Raw genomic sequence first — 20802 nt, 5'->3', positions numbered from 1 at the left:
CGATGGTAGTTGGGGGTCTCCCCCTGTGAGAGTAGGACGTCGCTGGGCACAAAGAAAAAGTCGTTACCGAGTTTATCGGTAGCGACTTTTTTGTTATTTAGGAAACTATAAAATTCTGGTCCTGTGAATAATTACTTACAAATGATTCTCCATCCAGACTTCAGTGCCTAGCCCTTCCAGTCGCTTCAGACAAGGCAAAGAGCACCTTAGTTGCAATTCTTCTGGCGCATTTGTTCTTATGAAATAAGAGTGGATGTACTATTTATGGGCTATATTACTGTGTTTATGGGCGGATACCAGCCGGTTATGGGCAATATAAATAAATTAAAGGGCAATATGGACAGTTATCTGGGCTATCATACTTTCAAACAATATAACATCGTGCTTTCTAATATAAGATAGTATACAAGATTGATCTCTACAGCTTTTTTAACTAATTTCATTATTTTAGCGATAAGCTGTATCCAGTCTTATTAGAGAAAACACTTTCATATTATTAACTGTAGTGGTGATGATTGCACAGCGTGCCATACGCGTCCACATGAAACATCTACAGTATTAGTAATTCTTCAAATCCACGCTTGAAATTTTAAGGAGAGTTGCTATAATTATATTTGTACTTTAAAAACGTTCCGAAGTAGCTCAGTGGTAGAGCAATCGACTGTTAATCGATTGGTCGTAGGTTCGAGTCCTACCTTCGGAGCCATTTTTTTGTCTTTGCTTCCATAGCTCAGTAGGTAGAGTGCTTCCATGGTAAGGAAGAGGTCACCGGTTCGAATCCGGTTGGAAGCTTACTACAAATTATTTAAGGAAAAAACTTGTCCTAATGTCAGATATATGATATTATAATTCTTGTCTGGTTTTAGCATAGACATAATAATATCATCTGAATGAATAATATTAGTTCACGTTGGAAAACTAAAACGTACAAATATTTTTATAACCCAGGAGGATTAGCTCAGCTGGGAGAGCATCTGCCTTACAAGCAGAGGGTCGGCGGTTCGAGCCCGTCATCCTCCACCAACATATTAATATTTAGCTTTGGAGGGGTAGCGAAGTGGCTAAACGCGGCGGACTGTAAATCCGCTCCTTAGGGTTCGGCGGTTCGAATCCGCCCCCCTCCACCAGTTCAATGGGGTATAGCCAAGCGGTAAGGCAATGGATTTTGATTCCATCATGCCCTGGTTCGAATCCAGGTACCCCAGCCATTTATTTTCTAATTTAAAAAATTCTTGGGGCCTTAGCTCAGCTGGGAGAGCGCCTGCCTTGCACGCAGGAGGTCAGCGGTTCGATCCCGCTAGGCTCCATACATATTATAATGAAACTCTTTCAACGAAATGTTGAAGGAGTTTTTTTCTGTGGTAATAAATACTTTCCAATATAAAGCACTTTCCTTTATGATAAATAAAAATAGGAGGTGTACGATTTGACAGAGACATTAACCTATGGGGATGTGACTTTGCGTCCGCTACTCGATTCAGATAGTGGTCTATTGTGGGAGCTGTATGAACCGAAGATATTCGAATTTATGTTAAATAAAATTGAAAGCAAAGAACAGCTAGAAAAATGGTTGGGTGCTGGAATTCATCAAATGAATGTGGAAGGAACTGCTCATGCATTTGTCGTAGAAAATATAGAAACGAAAGAGATTATGGGAACTACTCGTATTTATGGCATCGATCATACAAATTATAGCTGCGAGATAGGTTCTACTTTTTACGGGAAACAATATCAGCGTACACATGTAAATACAACTTGTAAATATTTATTGTTAAAATATTGTTTTGAGCAGATCGGGACCATTCGTGTACAGTTTAAAACAGATGAATTGAATGTATCCTCTCAGCGAGCAATTGAACGGATTGGGGGCATAAAAGAGGGTATATTGAGAAATGAACGAATTAGATCTAATGGTACTGTCCGAAATGCAATAGTGTACTCTATCATTGAAAGCGAATGGCCAGAAATACAATATAAGCTCGTTCAAATGATGAATAAATATTCGTAATTATGCTGGGTTGAGCCAACTGCCCTTTAGCACTTACAATAGGTGTAACAATTAAAGGGGGTATAAAATAATGAATAAATTAAATATATCAATTATCGGTGTTCCAATGGACCTTGGTCAAAATAGACGAGGTGTCGATATGGGACCAAGCGCTATACGTTATGCGGGAGTGGTAGAAAGACTTCAGAATTTGGGGCATGCTGTTGATGACGTAGGCGACATTGCAATAGGTAGAAGAGAGCTATCTCAAAATACGAAATTACGTAATCTGGAAGAAGTAATTGCAGCGAATACCTCACTTGCTAATCGAGTGAATCAGATTATTGGTGAAGGTAACTTTCCGATAGTGCTTGGTGGTGATCACAGTATCGCAATAGGTACACTTGCAGGATTAGGAGATCACTATGACAACCTAGGGGTCATTTGGTATGATGCTCATGCCGATTTAAATACAGCTGAAACCTCCCCTTCTGGAAATATCCATGGAATGCCACTTGCGGTTAGTATTGGTTTAGGTCATGAGGCACTAGTGAATATTCGTGATTTTGCACCGAAGATTAAACCGGAGAATGTGGTGATTATTGGTGCTCGTTCCGTAGATCCAGGAGAACGGGAACTTATAAAAGAAAAAGGGATTAAAGTTTTCTCCATGCATGAAATTGATAAGCTTGGGATGTCAGAAGTGATGACTCAAACAATTCAGTATTTCAAGGATCGCAAGGTGGATGGAGTACATCTTTCGCTCGATTTAGATGGTTTAGATCCATTGTATACTCCTGGGGTAGGAACTCCAGTGGCTGGGGGTATTTCTTACCGAGAAAGTCATTTAGCGATGGAAATGCTTTATGCTTCCAATATGATAACTTCGGCTGAATTCGTAGAAGTAAACCCTATTCTCGATGAAAAAAATAAAACAGCTGATGTAGCAGTTGGGCTCATGGGTTCGTTATTAGGGGAAAGCTTAGTGTAAAATAGATAAGGTACATCTCGAAAGTAAAAAAGTGGACATAAAGTCCGCTTTTTTCTTTTTGAAAATCCACACAAAGATGGAAATGTTTGATAATATTAATATATTAAAAATAAAATGAAACCTGTTGATACCTTCATACGTATAGGTAAGACAGCCGCATGGAGCGGGGGCGAAATTAGACGATGGATGCGTTAGTGAACAAACGGATAAAACAAATACTAAAGGGTGATAAAGACGCATTCGCGGAGATTGTTGACCTGTACCAGCATAGGTTATATCAAGTATGCTTTAGAATGCTTGGTAACCGCCATGAGGCAGAGGACATAGCTCAAGAAGCGTTTGTTCGCGCTTTTATTAATATTCATACGTTTGATCAAAAAAGAAAATTTTCAACTTGGCTGTATCGAATAGCGACAAATTTATGTATTGACCGCATTCGTAAAAAAAAGCCGGATTACTATTTAGATGCGGAAGTTAGAGGAACAGAAGGTCTTGATTTGTACTCTCAAATAGCAGCAGCAGATGAACTTCCAGAAGAAGAACTCATAAAGCTGGAGCTACAGGAGCGTATACAGTATGAAATTAGTAGACTTCCTGATAAATATAGATCGGCTATTGTATTAAAGTATATGGAAGAGCTATCGCTACAAGAAATAAGCGAGATATTAGATTTACCACTTGGAACAGTTAAAACAAGAATTCACAGAGGACGAGAAGCGCTTAGAAAACAGCTAAGCAGACAGCCTCATTTTTAATATAGGAGGGAATCACGATGAATGCGTGTCCAGAACGAATTGTTCACTTTATGCACGAATATCTAGATGGTGAAATCAGCCGTGAACATGAGCTGGAACTTAAATCTCATTTGCAATCATGCGAAGCTTGTCAGGCCCATATGCATGAGTTAAGCGATGTTGTTGCTTTCGTCAAAGGGGCTGCTCATATAGAGGCACCAAATGATTTCAGTCATTCCGTTATAGCTAGATTACCGAAAGAAAAGTCTCATGCAGGAGTAAGTAAGTGGTTGCGACGTCATCCAGTTCTTGCAGCGGCTGCAATGTTCCTTTTGTTGATGAGCGGTGCACTTTTTACAAATTTTAATGATGAGCAGCAGTTCTCATTTACGAAGCAAGAAAACGTAGTAGTAGAGGGAGAAACAGTTATTATCCCCGAAGGACAAGTAGTGAAAGGTGATCTAATCGTCCGTAACGGAGATGTCCGGATTGATGGAGAATTAGATGGAAACTTAACTATTATCAATGGGTCTGCATATATGGCTTCAACCGCAAATATTACCGGCACTAGTGAGGAAATAAATGAAGTGTTTGACTGGCTATGGTATAACATTAAATATGGTGCGCAGGAAGTCGTATCATTCTTTGAAAAAGAAGAGGCAAAATAACAATGAGTCTATCCATAGATATTGGATAGACTTTTTTAGGAACAAAAAAGTAGACACTTTTTACTCAGAATCAGTCTAGCTCCAGCGCACAGCCCCTCGAGTTGCTTCAGGATTTCAGCAAAGGCAAAGGATGCCTTTACGTGAAATCCTCCCAGAGCTTTTCATGGCTTACATAGGCGCTTGTGCTTTTTTTCTTCCAAAAGCGAGGGATTCTCGTAATTATGTTATACTTATTTAGAATGGATTAGTGATGAAAAGTGGGGGATGCCACATGTCGTTTATGGAGCAATTTACAGACCTAATGCCAGTAAACGTTATTGTAAATATTTTAGATGTTTTATTTGTATGGTTTGTCATTTATAAAGTAATTACCTTGATAAAAGGAACCAAAGCAGTTCAATTGTTAAAAGGTATTTTTGTCATTGTTATTGCACGTGTTATTACAGACTTTTTTGGCTTAAATACGCTTGATTGGTTGTTGGATCGTGTTATTGAATTTGGCTTCTTAGCCATTATTATTATTTTCCAACCTGAAATAAGAAGAGCGCTCGAGCAGATTGGTAGGGGGAAGTTATTCTCTAGAAGTACCTTACAAGTCGAGGAAGAGCAAGGACGACTCATTACAGCGATGACAAAATCGATTAGTTATATGGCAAAAAGACGAATCGGAGCACTCATCTCTATTGAGAGAGAAACTGGTTTGACAGATTATATAGAAACGGGTATCCCGTTAAACTCCTATATTACTTCAGAACTTCTGATTAATATATTCATCCCGAACACTCCTCTTCATGATGGAGCCGTTATTATTAAAAAAGATACAATAGCTTCGGCAGCTTCCTACTTGCCTTTATCCGAAAGTCCTTTCATATCAAAAGAGCTAGGGACGAGGCACCGAGCTGCAATTGGTTTGAGTGAAGTGACAGATGCGATAACGATTGTGGTATCAGAAGAAACTGGTGCCATTAGCTTAACCTCCAATGGGGATTTAAGAAGAGATTTATCAATCGAGGAATTTCAGTCCCATTTAACTCGCCTTTGGTTTCCAACAGAGGAGCAAGTAACGTCTTCTAAATGGTTGTGGAGGGGGAAACAAAATGGATAAGATGATGAATAATCCATGGTTCTTGCGGATAACTGCCCTAATTTTAGCCATTGCTCTTTTTATCAGTGTGAAAAGTGAAATGGAAAGTGACAATACAAATGCAAGTAACAATAATGTTGATGTCATTCGTGATATCCCACTTGAAGTGTATTATGATGATGATAATCTAGTTGTTAGTGGGCCACCGAAGACGGTGAACGTAAATGTAGAAGGTCCCAGTCAATTAGTAGCTTCGGCTAAATTGATGAAAGACTTTAAAGTATTTGTGGATCTCCGGGAGTTAACAATTGGTACGCATCGTGTACCTATTTCCACGGAAAATTTTATGGAAAAATTAAATGTTCGAACAGATCCCCAATTTGTAGATGTTGTGATTGAAGAACGTATATCTCGTGAATTTAACGTGGAAACGGACATGAATGAAAGTCTATTAGCTGAAAACTATGTGGTTAAGTCATATGAGGTGAAACCACAAAAAGTAACGATTACAGGAGCAAAAAGTGTTATCAATAGCATAGGTTATGTAAAAGCAACTATTTCAGGAGATCAAGGCATCAATAAGTCCTTTGAGCAAGAAACAACTGTTAAAGTACTGGATCTTGACTTGAATAAGCTAGATGTTATCGTGGAACCAAGCTCTGTTCAAGTAAGTGTAAAAGTAGAAGAGTATAGTAAAGTTGTACCGATAGTTCTCGTGAAACAAGGGAATCCCAAAGAAGGAATCACTGTAAATGGACTAACTACAAAGACAGAAACAATTCGATTATATGGACCAAAACCAGTCCTCGATAAAATAGAACAGTTAAATGTCGACGTAGATATCAGTAAAATAGAGAAGTCTGGTAGCTTTGATATGAAATTAGCTGTACCAGAAGAGGTTACAAAATTATCAAAAGAGACAATTGAGATCACAGGAGACGTTACGATTGCTCCTGATCCTGATGCAATAGAAACAGACGAACCAGAAGATACTGTTTCAACCATTATAGAAAAGTCATTTGAACAAGTTGCCATCACAGTGAGGGGACTGCCAGAGAACCTGGTAAGTAATTTTGTAAAACCAGCAAATGGCACCATCTCAGTCGTTGCTAAAGGAACAGCAGAGGCTTTAGACAAAGTTCAGCTAAACAACTTCTCTATATATGTAGAAGCAACGAAATCCGAAGTGGGGGAGAGCACACTTCCTATCCAAGTAGAAGGTTCCTCGGATATAGAGTGGGTAACTTCTGAACAGGAAGCGGTTCTTACGGTTAAAGAAGCTTAATAGACAGAACAGGTTTTTAAGGAGAGAAGCATAAATGGGAAAATATTTTGGAACTGATGGAGTAAGAGGAGTTGCAAACTCAGAACTAACGCCAGAACTTGCATTTAAATTAGGTAGAGTTGGTGGCTATATACTAACAAAGGAAGTAACAGAACGACCGAAGGTATTGATCGGTCGAGATACGCGTATATCAGGGCATATGCTTGAGGGTGCACTAGTTGCTGGACTATTATCGGTTGGAGTCGAGGTAATGCGTTTAGGCGTTGTCAGTACACCAGCTGTTGCCTATTTAACAAGAGCGATGAGTGCAAATGCAGGAGTGATGATTTCTGCCTCTCATAATCCAGTGGCAGACAACGGCATTAAATTTTTTGGCTCGGATGGATTTAAATTATCTGATGAACAAGAGGAAGAGATTGAGCAGTTATTAGATAAGGATATAGATGAATTACCACGTCCAACTGGAGCAGGCGTTGGTTCGGTATCTGACTATTTCGAGGGTGGACAAAAATACATTCAGTATTTGAAGCAGACTATAGATGAAGAATTTGTAGGCATTCATGTGGCGCTAGACTGCGCAAATGGTTCAACATCGGCTCTTGGTACGCATGTATTTGCAGATTTAGATGCGGATTTATCTACTATGGGATCTTCACCGAATGGCTTGAACATTAATGATGGGGTAGGTTCGACTCATCCAGAAAACTTAGCAAAATTTGTTCTAGAAAAAGGAGCAGATGTTGGGCTAGCTTTTGATGGAGATGGAGATCGTTTAATTGCTGTTGATGAAAAGGGACAAATTGTAGATGGTGATCAAATTATGTATATTTGTGCCAAACATCTTCATGCACACGGTCGTCTAAATAACGGTACAGTTGTTTCTACTGTGATGAGTAATATGGGCTTCTATAAAGCTTTAGAAACACATGATATGACAAGTGTAAAAACTGCGGTTGGAGATCGGTATGTAGTAGAAGAGATGAAAAAAAATGGCTATAACCTAGGTGGAGAACAGTCTGGACATATTGTTTTCTTGGATTACAATACAACGGGCGATGGGTTATTAACAGGTTTACAGCTAGTGAACATTATGAAAATAACAGGGAAAAAACTTTCCGAGCTTGCTTCCGAAATGACCATCTATCCACAAAAGCTTATTAATGTTCGCGTAACGGATAAGCATGCCGTAACAGAAAATGAAAAAGTAGCAGCTATTATTAGTGAAGTAGAAAGTGAAATGGCTGGAAATGGCCGTGTTCTTGTACGTCCATCTGGCACAGAGCCATTAGTTCGAGTAATGGTAGAAGCAGCAACCGAAGTGGAATGCGAAAATTACGTAAACCGAATCGTTGAGGTTGTAAAAGCTGAAATGGGTCTAGAAGAATAAGCTTAGAAATTCTGCTATATAGAAAACTTTTCATATATATCCCTTCCTCTTTTCGAAGAGTGAGGGATTTTATGTTATTTTGAGTAAAAGGAGTGACCATCATGACCATTACGATTCGCCAGTGTACGTCAGAAGATCTTCACCAGTTGCAGCAAATTGGTCGTCAAACGTTTTATGAAACTTTTCATGAACACAACAAAATGGAAAATATGAAAGCTTATTTGGCAAAAGCATTTACCGAAGAGAAACTATTGAGCGAGCTTCGCAATCCGAACTCCGAATTTTTTATCGCAGAAGTAAAAGGAGCAGTTGCTGCCTATTTGAAAATCAATACGGGAGATGCACAGACTGAGCAGATGGAAGATAGAGACCTTGAAATCGAGAGGATTTATATTCTGCAAGAGTTTCAGAAATCGGGGTTAGGTAAACAGCTCTACCAAAAAGCAGTAGAACGTGGACAGACGTTAGAAAAGAAGCGAATCTGGCTAGGAGTTTGGGAGAAAAACGAAAATGCGCTAGCCTTCTATGAAAAGATGGGGTTCACAAGAATCGGAGAGCACTCATTTTTCATGGGAGATGATGAACAAATTGACTTTATTCTCGTAAAGTCCATAGAGGCATAAAGGAGGTTCCTATGTATATTCCAAAACGATTCAAGGTAGAAGATGAGAAAGAAATTTGGACTTTCCTTAAGCAGCATACGTTTGCCACACTAGTGACGACAGACAAAGGCCGTCCTATTGCGACGCATATTCCTGTAATAGTGAAACGTACAGCAGAAGAAATTGTAGTGAGTGGGCACTTGGCTAAAGGAAACCGTCAATGGCGTACGTTAAATGAGGAACAAGAAGCTTTAATAATTTTCCAGGGACCCCATGCGTATATTTCTTCCTCGTGGTATGAAGAAGAGCAAGTCCCAACATGGAACTATCAGTCCGTGCATGTGTACGGAAACGTCATCATTCAGACGCAAGATGAGCTGGTGGATGACTTGAAGATGCTGCTACATACGTATGAGCACCATAGGGAGCATCCAGTGTTATGGGAGACGTTATCGCCCGAGCTTCTTGAGCGGGAACTAAAAGGTATTGTCGGTTTTAAACTGAACGTCACAGACATTCAAGCAGCCTACAAAATGAGCCAAAACCGAAATGACAAGGATTATGCCAGCATCATTACACAGCTTCACCAAGAATCTTCAGCGGATGCCCATCATGTCGCTCAGGAAATGAAAAAATTGCGTTAAAAAATGACTGCGTCTTCAAACTAATGGCATTGATTTGTATGTTTAGGAGGCAAAGTTTAGTGGAATAGTAAGAGAGAACCAAACAAACCAAGGAGTGAGGAAATGGCTAAAGTAGCAACATTAATCACAAATATGTTTGAAGACGTAGAGTACACAGGTCCGGCACAGGCACTGAACGATGCAGGGCATGAAGTATTTGCTATTGAAAAAGAAGCGGGTAAAGAGGTAACAGGTAAAAATGGAGAAGCAACGGTCAAAATCGATTACGGTATTGACGAAGTGAAACCTGAAGACTTTGATGCGCTATTTATACCTGGAGGATTTTCACCAGATATTTTACGAGCAGATGATCGATTTGTTCAATTTGCCAAGTATTTTATGGATGAGAAAAAACCAGTGTTTGCAATTTGTCACGGTCCACAATTACTCATCACGGCGAAAACATTGGATGGTCGAGATGCCACAGGATATAAGTCGATTAAAGTGGACTTAGAAAATGCAGGAGTAAAATTCCATGATGAAGAAGTATTTGTTTGCCAAAATCAGTTGGTGACCAGCCGTACCCCAGATGATATTCCTGCGTTTAATAGAGAAATCGTTAAACTGTTAGGTTAATGAATTGAATGGAAATATTTGGAACACCTTCTCTTTTTGAGGAGGTGTTCTTTTTAATTGAAAGAAAATTCTTATTTATTTTGGGTGTTTCTTTTATTATACTTAATGAATCAAATCATACCTAATAGATAGGTATAAGAGGGGGTTCTTATGGATTTTTTACATCACCCGTTTCAAGGAAAGCGTCATACGGTATTTGCTAGAAAAGGAATGGTTGCGACCTCACAACCTTTAGCTGCACAGGCAGGGTTAGATATATTGAAAAAAGGGGGCAACGCGATAGATGCAGCAATTGCTACCGCCGCGGCACTTACCGTTGTAGAACCTGCCTCTAATGGAATTGGGGGAGACGCGTTTGCTTTAGTATGGATGAAAGACAAGCTTTACGGATTAAATGCCTCAGGTCCAGCACCTCAGTCTATTTCTGCTGAAGGATTAAGAGAAAAAGGGTATGACAAAGTGCCTGTTCATGGCGTTATACCTGTAACAGTGCCAGGTGTTCCAGCTGCTTGGGCTGCGTTATCAGAAAGATTTGGAAAGCTATCACTTAGAGAAGTGTTAGAACCTGCTATTCAATATGCAGAGGAAGGGTATCCATTAACGCCAATACTCGGGAAGTACTGGAAGATTGCATACAAGAAATACAAAAATACGTTTACTTCCGAGGAATTTAATGCTTGGTTTGAAACCTTCGCACCAAATGGTAGAGCTCCTGAAATAGGAGAGATGTGGAACTCACCAGGTCACGCACGTACACTTCGAGCGATAGGAGAAACGAATGCGCGTGATTTTTATGAAGGAGAAATAGCGGAGAAAATCGATATGTTTATGAAAAAACATGGAGGTTATTTAGCGAAAGAAGATCTTCGTACATACAAAGTTGAATGGGTAGAACCAATTTCAGTTAATTATAAAGGCTTTGATGTATGGGAAATTCCGCCGAATGGGCAAGGGATGATTGCTTTAATGGCGCTCAATGTTTACAAAAACTTGGGGGAACCGAGATGGCAAAGTGCGGAGACTCTCCATCATCAAATAGAAGCGATGAAGCTATCTTTTACAGATGGTCAGGCATTTATAACGGAGACTGCAGAAATGCCGATAAGTGTGGAGCAACTATTATCAGAGGAATACGCAAAAAACCGATCAGCATTAATACAGGAAGAAGCAGTCAATCCGGAAGTTTATGACATTCCCAAGGGTGGAACTGTATATTTAGCAACAGCCGACGAAGAAGGGAATATGGTTTCTTATATCCAAAGTAATTATATGGGATTTGGTTCAGGGATCGTTATTCCAGATACAGGTATTGCTTTACAAAATAGAGGACACGATTTTTCATTAGAGGCATCCCACCCTAATGTGTTAAAACCAGGGAAAAGAACGTTTCATACGATTATTCCAGGGTTTCTAAGTAAACAAGGGAAGGCAGTAGGACCTTTTGGTGTAATGGGAGGTTATATGCAGCCGCAAGGTCATTTCCAAATAGTGATTAATACAGTAGATTATTTGCTAAATCCACAGGCGGCACTCGATATGCCTCGCTGGCAGTGGATGAAAGGTACAACAATCCACGTAGAACCCGAATTTCCAAACTACCTTGTACAAAGTCTTAAACAAAAAGGGCATCAAGTTCAAGTGGCCTCAGATAGTGGGAGCTTTGGTAGAGGACAGATTATTTGGCGAAACGATGAAACAGGAGTTCTTCAAGGAGGAACAGAGTCTCGTACGGATGGATCGATCGGCGCATGGTAGGCTAATAAGTTAGGAGAGAGCTATTACTTTGGTAATAGTTCTTTTATTTTTTAAACCCTTTTGCACCCTTAAAATTGACGAGCATACTATGAAGATATATAATGTAGAAGTTGCAAATCTAGCATTAGTAACCGCGTAGAAATGGAGGACAGGTAACGCGTAAAACATAGAAAACAATTATAGCGCCAGAGCTGAAGAAATTGGACGGAAAATCATCTTCAGCAGACGAGGTGGAGGTTATCGAAATTTCGGCGGATGCCTCCCGACCGTATTTGCCCGGTTGTTATTCTTTTTCATAAAACCTTCGAGTGATCGGATTACAGGTGAAAAAGAAGGCATTCTTAGCTTAATTGGCTACTACACATGATGTGTAGCGAGCTTATTTTGACATGAATGTAAACGGAGGAATTTAGATTATGTGTGGAATTGTAGGATATATTGGAGAAATAGATGCAAAGGAAATTTTATTAAAAGGGTTAGAGAAATTAGAATACCGCGGCTATGATTCAGCAGGTATTGCTGTATTAAACGAAGATGGGGTAATGGTATTTAAAGAAAAAGGACGTATTGCAGATTTACGCGACGTAGTAGATACAGAAGTAGGAGCAAGTGTTGGAATTGGTCATACTCGTTGGGCAACTCACGGCGTACCAAACCATGAAAATGCACATCCTCATCAAAGTACAACAAAACGTTTCACATTAGTGCATAACGGAGTAATTGAAAACTACCATTTGATGAAAAAAGCATATTTATCAGACGTGCAAATGGCTTCTGAAACAGATACAGAAGTAATTGTGCAGCTTATTGAGCGTTTTTCTAATGACGGATTATCTACAATTGATGCACTTCGTAAAACATTGCATTTAATACATGGATCATATGCTCTTGCTTTACTTGACAATGAAGACGAAGATACTATTTATGTGGCGAAAAACAAATCACCATTACTAGTAGGTGTTGGAGAAGGATTCAACGTTGTAGCTTCTGATGCAATGGCGATGCTTCAAGTAACAGAGCAATATGTTGAGCTTCATGACCAAGAAATCGTAATCGTACGCAAAGATTCTGTTGAAATTCAAACATTGGAAGGCACAAAAGTTGAACGTGCTCCATACAAAGCAGAGCTAGATATGAGCGATATTGAAAAAGGAACATATCCTCACTATATGTTAAAAGAAATCGATGAGCAGCCAGCTGTTATTCGTAAAATTATTCAAGCTTACCAAAATGAGCAAGGGGAGCTTACAATTGACCCTGCCATTTTAACAGCACTTCAAGATGCTGACCGCCTGTACATCATTGCAGCTGGAACAAGCTACCATGGTGGGCTAATCGGTAAAGAATACTTTGAAAAAATTGCAGGTATCCCAGTAGAAGTGCATATTTCAAGTGAATTTGGCTACAATATGCCACTACTTTCAGAAAAACCAATCTTTATGTTCCTAACACAATCAGGAGAAACCGCAGATAGCAGACAGGTTCTTGTGAAGATTAAAGAAATGGGATATCCAACAATTACGATGACGAACGTACCGGGTTCTACTCTTTCCCGTGAAGCAGATCACACACTTTTACTTCACGCAGGTCCAGAAATAGCCGTTGCTTCTACAAAAGCATATGTTGCACAGGTTGCAGTATTAATGGTAACTGCTTCTGTATATGCGCAATCTCAAGGAAAAACGTTAGACTTTGATGTTGTGAAAGAACTAGGAATTGTAGCAAATGCGGTTCAAACAATTGTAGATTCTAAAGAAGAGATGGAAGAAATCGCAACAGAGTTTTTGGCAACAACTAGAAATGCCTTTTTCATCGGACGTAACGTAGATTTCTACGTAAGCCAAGAAGGTGCATTAAAACTTAAGGAAATTTCTTATATCCAAGCTGAAGGCTTTGCTGGCGGAGAACTAAAACACGGTACAATTGCTCTTATTGAAGACGGTACACCAATCATTGCATTAGCTACTCAGCAAGCAGTAAGCCTAAATATTCGCGGTAACGTAAAAGAAGTAGTGGCACGTGGCGCTAACCCTTGCATTATAGCAATGGAGGGCCATGAGGAAGAAGGAGATCGCTACGTACTTCCAAAAGTAAACGAGCTTTTCGCTCCACTAGTTGCGGTTATTCCATTACAACTAATTAGCTATTACGCAGCATTACACAGAGACTGCGACGTAGATAAACCTAGAAATCTAGCAAAATCAGTAACTGTGGAGTAATATTGTGGGTTTGAAATAAAGTAACTGTGCAAAAAAAATAAAGTTGTGCAAAAAAAATAAAGTTGTACAAAAAATATTGTTTATAAAAAACAAAGTTGTACAAAATATCTTAGCTGGAAAATAAAGTACTACAAAAAGTATTAAACGTTAAGTGTTGTATATATATAAAGAATAAAGTTGTACAAAAATAATAAAAAGTTATGTATATAAAAAAATAAAATTGTCTACTATATATTTAATTTGAATCTGTTCGCTTAATGCGGACAGATATTTTTTTATTTTAAAATCATTCCCCTTCCCCACTACTATTATAAAGGAGAGTAAAGGATAAATATGAGTAAAAGAGAAACTGGATGGACAGAAACAAAAATTGCAAAGTATCAAAAAGAAAAAAGAGGTCAAGGTGAATTAACTAATTATAAGCCATGGCTAACAACCCAAGATGTACCATCAGAGGGTCGTAACCATAGATTTATGGGGTGGAAAACTAATAGAGAGCATCAATTCTTTTCTGATTTAGAATTTAATTATCTTTGCATGGTAGATTGGGTTTCTGATGTCATAGATATTCGTGAACAATACCCTCTTGACAGAATGGTTACTTTGAAGATTTCAGAGGAATTAGGAATTAAACATCCCACAGATCCTAAAACAGGTACTCCTATCGTTATGACAACTGATTTTTTACTTACTTTTAGAGAAGACAATCATTTAGTCTATAAGGCTAGAACAATAAAACCTTCAACTAAATTAAATGAAGAAAATATAATAAAGAAGTTTGAAATTGAAAGAATTTATTGGGAGAATCAAGGAGTTAGCTGGGGCATCGTTACGGAGGAAGAAATGCCTACCGCTATAGTTAAAAATTTAAAATATCTTAGAAATTCCTATTTATTAGATGATGAACTTAACATCGATACTTTTTTGGGTGAATGGAATTATTTTAGTGGTGAATTACTTAAAAATCTAAAAGACTTTGAGAAAAAATATAATTATGAGCATGGAACTGGAATTTCAATCTATAGACATTTATTAGCTCGTAAAACGTTACTTGTAGACATGAACAAAGACATTGTTTTAAGTGAAGACGTTAATAACATTCAAATAAATAGAAAATATATTAACTCAAAAGAGAGGTTAGGTTAGCTTAGTGAACTTTTATTTAAATGAGATTCTTAAAGAAAGAATTACAGAGGAAAGATATAGGATATTATGGATCGATCCTCACCAAATGATACTATACATGATTCAACTAGATAAAGAAAATGCGGTTCCAATTAAAAAAAGTATTTCAGAACTTCGAGAAGCTATTATTGTAAATGAATGGTTTAAAGAAAAAGAAGTAAATATTACTTCTTTTATTTCAAGTGACTATGAGCAAAAACATATTGAAATTAGGGATAATGCTTGGTTAATTATTAAAGATATAGTTAACCAAGAACCGCAAGTATTTGATAAAAAGTATAGGAGTGGATTAATAAAAAGTGTTTGCGAACAACATTCAGTTAACTATAAAACAGTAAGAAAGTATTTATATAAGTATTGGTCAAAAGGAAAGAAAATAGATGCGTTGCTTCCGAACTATATTAATTCAGGTGCTAGAGGTAAAGAGCGAAATGCTGGAGAAAAAAAGCGTGGTCGGCCAAGGAAATACGGGACAATTGGTATTAATGTTGATGAAACAACAAAAAAAATATTTAGAAAAGCAATAGAAAAATACTATTTAAATTCTAAACAAAATAGTTTAACCATTGCATATAAATTTATGTTAAGAGATTTTTATGTTGAGAATATATATTATGAAGACGGAATAGAAAAGATGATTTTAAAAGATGAGAACAAAATTCCGACAATTGATCAATTTAAATATTGGTTTCATAAAGAATATGATGCACCTGAAATTTTGAAAGCAAGAAATGGGGAAAAAAGATTTAATAAAGATCATCGTGCTGTACTGGGTACATCTCTATCGGAAGTGTTTGGACCGGGATCGCGATATCAGATTGACGCAACTGTTGGTGACGTATATTTAGTTTCTGAAATAAATAGGAATTGGATAATAGGCCGACCGGTTATTTACGTTGTTATCGACGTTTTTAGCAGAATGGTCGTGGGAATGTATATCGGTTTAGAAGGCCCCTCCTGGGTTGGCGCATCAATGGCTATAAAAAATGTTGTTTCTAACAAGAAAGAATATTGTGCTGAGTATGGTATAGAAATCAAGGAAGAGAAGTGGCCCTGTAACCATTTGCCTGAAATATTATTAGCAGATAAGGGAGAATTTGAAGGTTATAACGTAGATAGACTAGTAAATGCATTTAATTTACATGTAGAAAATACAGCTTCTTACAGAGCCGATTGGAAAGGGATAGTAGAAAGAAAGTTTAGAACCATTCAAACAAAAGTAAAACCCCTCTTACCGGGATATATAGATATTGATTTTCAAGAACGTGGTACTAGGGATTATCGCTTAGATGCAACTTTAACATTGAGAGAGTTTAACCAATTAATGATTAAACAAATCTTAAATTATAATACAAAACACTATATGAGTTCATATGTGAGAGACCGTGATTTAGTAAAAGATAATGTACTGCCTATACCTTCAGAATTATGGAATTGGGGAATTCAAAATCGTACTGGTAAATTAAAATATCATTCAGAAGAAGATGTAATGCTTCAGTTACTACCTAGAGACACAGCAACTGTTAATTATACAGGAATCCATTTTAAAGGAATTACTTATAAATGTAAAAAGGCAATAGAAGAGTCATGGTTTGAAAACGCAAGAATGAATGGTTCATGGAAAATCTATTTAGCCTATGATAGAAGAAACATGGATCACGTATATTTTATAGATGAGGATAAGAACCAGAAAGAGATATGCTATATGATAGGCAATTCTACACGGTTTTCTGGATTAAGTTTAGATGATATCAATTATTTGAGAGAAGAAGAAAGAAGGACTGCAAAGAAGCATAATCATTCGCAGATTCAAAAAGACATTGATTATTTATCAGAGGCTCAAGAAATAATTAATACTGCTTCAAAAGAGTATAAACAAGAAAAAGATACAACATTAAGCAAAATGGAAAGAGTGGGATCTATAACAGAAAACCGTCAATTAGAAAAGAGATATCAATATGAAAATGAGTCTCTCCCACTATTAGATAATGATTCAATAGATGATAAAATCGTTCCATTTAAAGGTAGAAATGAAAAAGATGATTTTAAAAGGACCAGCGTACGGGACTTTCTGAAACGTAGAATGGAGGAACATAATGAATAATTTATTTTCTGATAATATTTTGGAAGCAGATTATAAAGAACAAGAAGTTATTGATTTTCAAGGTAATCCTTTGATCGAAGCCCTTCCCCCAATTCTCTCACCAGAAGAAGCTTATGAAGCGCTCAGTTATTTACCTCCCTTTGATGAAAGTGAAATTTACTTACCTACTCATGTACGCTATCATGCTATACCCAGGATAAATAAATTCTTTCAACCAGTTATGCAACATTTAGATTTAGAACAACGATTTTCTAGATTATTAAGAATGGGCTATGTTAGTAGAAATCCACTTACTCCTGAATATACTAAAGCGTTACATGGGCTAAGTGATATCCGATCAACAGCTTCAAGTATGACTCTTATGGGCTTTTCTGGAATAGGGAAAACAACAGCAATTGAAAGAATACTATCCCTTTATCCTCAAGTTATATTGCATAAGCATCCATTAAATTTAATGCAAGTTGTATGGTTAAAATTGAATTGTCCGCATGATGGTTCATTAAAATCATTGTGTATGGACTTCTTCTTAAAAATGGACCAACTATTAGGAACAAATTATTTTGATAAATTCGGTAATTCTCGTAATTCAATTAGCTCGATGGTAACTAGGATGGGACAAGTTGCAAAGTTACATTGTATTGGAGTAATAGTTATTGATGAAATTCAACATCTCTTAGCTACTAAAAACAATGATTCGGAAAAGATGATGAATTACTTTGTGACAGTAGTAAATGAATTAGGAGTCTCAGTAGTGATGATCGGTACTATGCGTGCAAAAGTTATATTACAGCAAGATTTTAGGCAAGCACGTCGCGGTAGTGGTCAAGGGGATATGGTTTGGCAGCAGATGAAAAAAGATGGTGATTGGGATTTATTGATCGAAAGTTTGTGGGGATATCAATGGTTAAGAAATAAGGTTGAGTTAACGGAAGAGCTGAATCAGACGCTATATGACGAAAGTCAAGGTATCGTGGATATAGCAATTAAGCTATTTGCATTAGCTCAAGGACGTGCGATTGAGACTGGAAAAGAAACAATAACAACAAATACTATCAGGCAAGTAGCAAAAGATGATTTAAAGCTTGTCCAGCCAATGCTAAAAGCATTAAAAAATGGACACTTATCTGAATTAGAAAAGTATGCTGATATTATGCCGTTGGACATTAAAGAATACTTAGTATTACATGAGCCAAAAGTGAATTTAAGAGCAACTATTCAAAAGAAAAAGGAACTTCAATCACAGAAGAGAAATGAAAAAGTTAATAACAATTTGGAAAAATTAATTACAGGTCTAATTGCACTTGGGATAAATGTCGAAATAGCAGAAAAATCTTCTATTAGAGCTGTTAAAAATAGCCCAACTGATTCTATGACGGAATTAATGGTACTTGCTCTTAAATATTCAGATGAAATCCAAAAGAAAAAGGAACCAAAACAAAATAATAAAACGAATACAGATTTTGTTTTATTAAAGTTATTTGAAAAAGCAAAAAAAAATAAGGTATCAAATTATGATGTTTTAAAAGAAGCAGGTTATATTAAATCGCCGATAGATGAATTTGTAATCTAGGGGGTATTTTTGATTGATTGGTTATTTCCCTTCTCTTTATGAAGATGAACTTTTATATAGCTGGCTCGCACGATATCATGAGCACACAGGAAATATTAGTCCAAAACGAACTTTAAATGAAATTTTTAACTCAACTAACATCGTAGCTGTTTTAGACATACCATCAAATATAAATAAATTGTCTGAAGCATTAATGCATTTTAATATACCAGAAGTTGAATCATTAATACAAAACCATACTCTTTTTAAATACTACACTTTTTTTCAATCAGAGACGCTGCGAGAAAAAATATTTAATAATATGAAATTTGGTGGAAAGCCTGGTTCAAGTCATCTTTTATTGGGGATTAACGCATCAACTATAAATGAATGGAAACATATTCGCTTCTGTCATACTTGTAGTCAGGAAAATATTAATAATTATGGGGAATCATATTGGCATGTATCTCATCAATTACCTAAATCTTTTTATTGTATTAAACATGATGAGTTATTAGTTGATTCTCTAATCAAGGCACGAAATAAACATAAGCATCAGTATGTATCGGCCAACTCAAATATTGAAATAACGCAAAAGTTAAAACCGTCATTTAATTCGAAAACTGAGCAACATTTAAAGATGATTACAAGAGAAAATAATAAATTACTTGAACTTACTTTTTTAAATCTTTCTTTAGATATTGAAGGTATTTATAAATACTTACTGCAGATTAATGGTTATGCAACTTATTTCGGGAAAATTGATCAGCAGAAACTTGCAGAACAGTTAATAAAGTTTTATGGAGTAGAGTTATTGGAACTTCTTGATTCCACCGTTGACCTAAATAACCCTTCTTGTTGGTTAAAAGCAATTACAAGGAAGCATAGAAAGGCTTTCCACCCTATTCGGCACATACTACTATTAAATTTTTTCGGAGTGGCGGTAGAAGAATTAAAAGACTTAGTCGGAAAAAAATATTACCCATTTGGAGAAGCACCTTATTATTGTCTAAATCCAGCAGCAAATCACTATGAAGAAAAGGTTGTTAAAGGAGTAATAATAACAAGTTGTACAGATACCGGAAAACCTGTTGGTACGTTTAAATGTGAGTGTGGATTTACTTACTCAAGGAGAGGCCCAGATATAAATAAAAATGATGATTTTAAGGTTGGGAGAATAAAGGATTTTGGGGTAGTTTGGATTCAAGAATTAAATAGATTAATTAATATAGAAGGACTAAGTTATAAGGAAGTTGCTAAGCATTTGAAATGTGATATTGCAACTGTAAAAAAATACGTAAAACTAAAGCCCAATGATAAAGATAATAACGTTAGTATTAAGGAGCCTGCTTGTATAAAGGCATTAAAAGAAAAAGAATGGATAGAACTGATTTGTGAGAATCCGTTGTTAACGATTACCTCGATTAGAAGATTAAATCCAGCACTCTATACATGGCATTATAGAAATAATATAGAGTTTCTTAAAATGAATAAACCGAAAAATAAAGTCGAAATAAATCCAAGTAGTAGAATTGATTGGGAGTCTAGGGATTTAGCGACATTAAATCAAGTTATTAAAGTAGTTGAAACTCTTTATAGGTTGGAAAAGCCCATTTTTGTTAACAAAACTAATGTCGGTAAGCATATAAGTAATCCTTCTTTTATAGAGAAACATTTAGAAAAGTTACCTAAAACACGAGAGTACTTGATAGATAATATAGAGTCCAGAATTGATTTCCAAGTTAGAAGGTTATTTTGGAGTTGTAATAAAATTAGAGAAAATGGAGAAGTGATAAGGAAATGGAAAGTAAGGAGAATGGCTGGGTTTAAAAAAACAATGGACAAGAAAATAGAATTGATGTTAGAAACTGTTGAAATATGGGGTGAGCACTTGTGATTGGGTGCTTCCCTACTCCATATAATGATGAATTAATATATAGCGTACTCTCTAGATATCATATTATATCATATTATATCATCAAATGAATCCGAA

Annotated in this window: 16 protein-coding genes and 6 tRNA genes; all 22 read left to right on the top strand. The window is 36.7% G+C overall.

The genetic code is table 11. The features are described from left to right. The first annotated feature begins 631 nt into the window (after positions 1-631). The 22 genes from ACIQX2_RS13635 (at position 632) to ACIQX2_RS13530 (ending at position 20706) form a co-directional block, all read left to right on the top strand. A tRNA-Asn gene (locus ACIQX2_RS13635) sits at positions 632-706 on the top strand. 13 nt (positions 707-719) lie between these two features. Continuing rightward, a tRNA-Thr gene (locus ACIQX2_RS13630) sits at positions 720-792 on the top strand. 155 nt (positions 793-947) lie between these two features. Beyond that, a tRNA-Val gene (locus ACIQX2_RS13625) sits at positions 948-1023 on the top strand. A 20-nt stretch (positions 1024-1043) separates the two neighbouring features. Beyond that, positions 1044-1127: transfer RNA gene (locus tag ACIQX2_RS13620), tRNA-Tyr, on the top strand. 6 nt (positions 1128-1133) lie between these two features. Then, positions 1134-1208 (top strand) — tRNA-Gln (locus tag ACIQX2_RS13615). 26 nt (positions 1209-1234) lie between these two features. Continuing rightward, positions 1235-1307 (top strand) — tRNA-Ala (locus ACIQX2_RS13610). Positions 1308-1417: 110 nt separating this feature from the next. Further along, on the top strand, positions 1418-2008 hold the full coding sequence (locus tag ACIQX2_RS13605; protein ID WP_402851313.1) for a GNAT family N-acetyltransferase: 591 nt from the start codon (positions 1418-1420) through the stop codon (positions 2006-2008). A 70-nt stretch (positions 2009-2078) separates the two neighbouring features. Further along, positions 2079-2978, top strand: a complete 900-nt coding sequence (gene rocF, locus ACIQX2_RS13600) for an arginase (RefSeq protein WP_402851310.1) — start codon at positions 2079-2081, stop codon at positions 2976-2978. 182 nt (positions 2979-3160) lie between these two features. Next, positions 3161-3733: an RNA polymerase sigma factor SigW gene (sigW, locus tag ACIQX2_RS13595; protein WP_402851307.1), complete on the top strand. Its 573-nt coding sequence runs from the start codon at positions 3161-3163 to the stop codon at positions 3731-3733. 17 nt (positions 3734-3750) lie between these two features. Further along, positions 3751-4380, top strand: a complete 630-nt coding sequence (locus ACIQX2_RS13590) for a zf-HC2 domain-containing protein (protein ID WP_402851304.1) — start codon at positions 3751-3753, stop codon at positions 4378-4380. 271 nt (positions 4381-4651) lie between these two features. Next, entirely contained in the window at positions 4652-5485 is an 834-nt protein-coding gene (gene cdaA / locus ACIQX2_RS13585) for a diadenylate cyclase CdaA (protein ID WP_402851301.1), read from the top strand. Beyond that, positions 5478-6749: a CdaR family protein gene (locus ACIQX2_RS13580; RefSeq protein ID WP_402851298.1), complete on the top strand. Its 1272-nt coding sequence runs from the start codon at positions 5478-5480 to the stop codon at positions 6747-6749. The genes cdaA and ACIQX2_RS13580 overlap by 8 nt, the downstream gene beginning before the upstream one ends. Before the next feature lie 34 nt (positions 6750-6783). Further along, entirely contained in the window at positions 6784-8136 is a 1353-nt protein-coding gene (gene glmM / locus ACIQX2_RS13575) for a phosphoglucosamine mutase (RefSeq protein WP_402851295.1), read from the top strand. Positions 8137-8237: 101 nt separating this feature from the next. Further along, complete coding sequence (locus tag ACIQX2_RS13570; RefSeq protein WP_402851292.1) at positions 8238-8759, top strand: GNAT family N-acetyltransferase; 522 nt, start codon at positions 8238-8240, stop codon at positions 8757-8759. 11 nt (positions 8760-8770) lie between these two features. Then, positions 8771-9382, top strand: coding sequence for an FMN-binding negative transcriptional regulator (locus ACIQX2_RS13565; RefSeq protein ID WP_402851289.1), 612 nt, complete (start codon positions 8771-8773; stop codon positions 9380-9382). 102 nt (positions 9383-9484) lie between these two features. Then, positions 9485-9997: a type 1 glutamine amidotransferase domain-containing protein gene (locus tag ACIQX2_RS13560; RefSeq protein WP_093537360.1), complete on the top strand. Its 513-nt coding sequence runs from the start codon at positions 9485-9487 to the stop codon at positions 9995-9997. Between the two features lie 150 nt (positions 9998-10147). Further along, on the top strand, positions 10148-11752 hold the full coding sequence (gene ggt / locus ACIQX2_RS13555; protein WP_402851284.1) for a gamma-glutamyltransferase: 1605 nt from the start codon (positions 10148-10150) through the stop codon (positions 11750-11752). Positions 11753-12168: 416 nt separating this feature from the next. After that, complete coding sequence (gene glmS, locus ACIQX2_RS13550) at positions 12169-13971, top strand: glutamine--fructose-6-phosphate transaminase (isomerizing) (protein WP_402851281.1); 1803 nt, start codon at positions 12169-12171, stop codon at positions 13969-13971. Positions 13972-14304: 333 nt separating this feature from the next. After that, positions 14305-15117, top strand: coding sequence for a TnsA endonuclease N-terminal domain-containing protein (locus tag ACIQX2_RS13545; RefSeq protein ID WP_402851278.1), 813 nt, complete (start codon positions 14305-14307; stop codon positions 15115-15117). 97 nt (positions 15118-15214) lie between these two features. Next, positions 15215-17260, top strand: a complete 2046-nt coding sequence (locus tag ACIQX2_RS13540; protein ID WP_402851275.1) for a Mu transposase C-terminal domain-containing protein — start codon at positions 15215-15217, stop codon at positions 17258-17260. Next, entirely contained in the window at positions 17253-18830 is a 1578-nt protein-coding gene (locus ACIQX2_RS13535) for an ATP-binding protein (protein WP_402851273.1), read from the top strand. Before ACIQX2_RS13540 ends, ACIQX2_RS13535 begins: the two co-directional genes overlap by 8 nt. A 13-nt stretch (positions 18831-18843) precedes the next feature. After that, positions 18844-20706 carry a TnsD family Tn7-like transposition protein gene (locus ACIQX2_RS13530; protein WP_402851270.1) on the top strand — a complete coding sequence of 621 codons (1863 nt, stop codon included), beginning with the start codon at positions 18844-18846 and terminating at the stop codon, positions 20704-20706. Positions 20707-20802: the final 96 nt, after the last annotated feature.

The sequence above is a fragment of the Psychrobacillus sp. NPDC096623 genome (assembly GCF_044762655.1).
Classification (GTDB): Bacteria; Bacillota; Bacilli; order Bacillales_A; family Planococcaceae; genus Psychrobacillus.
The sequence above is the reverse complement of the archived record's forward strand: the minus strand, read 5'-3'. Positions and strand labels throughout refer to the sequence as shown.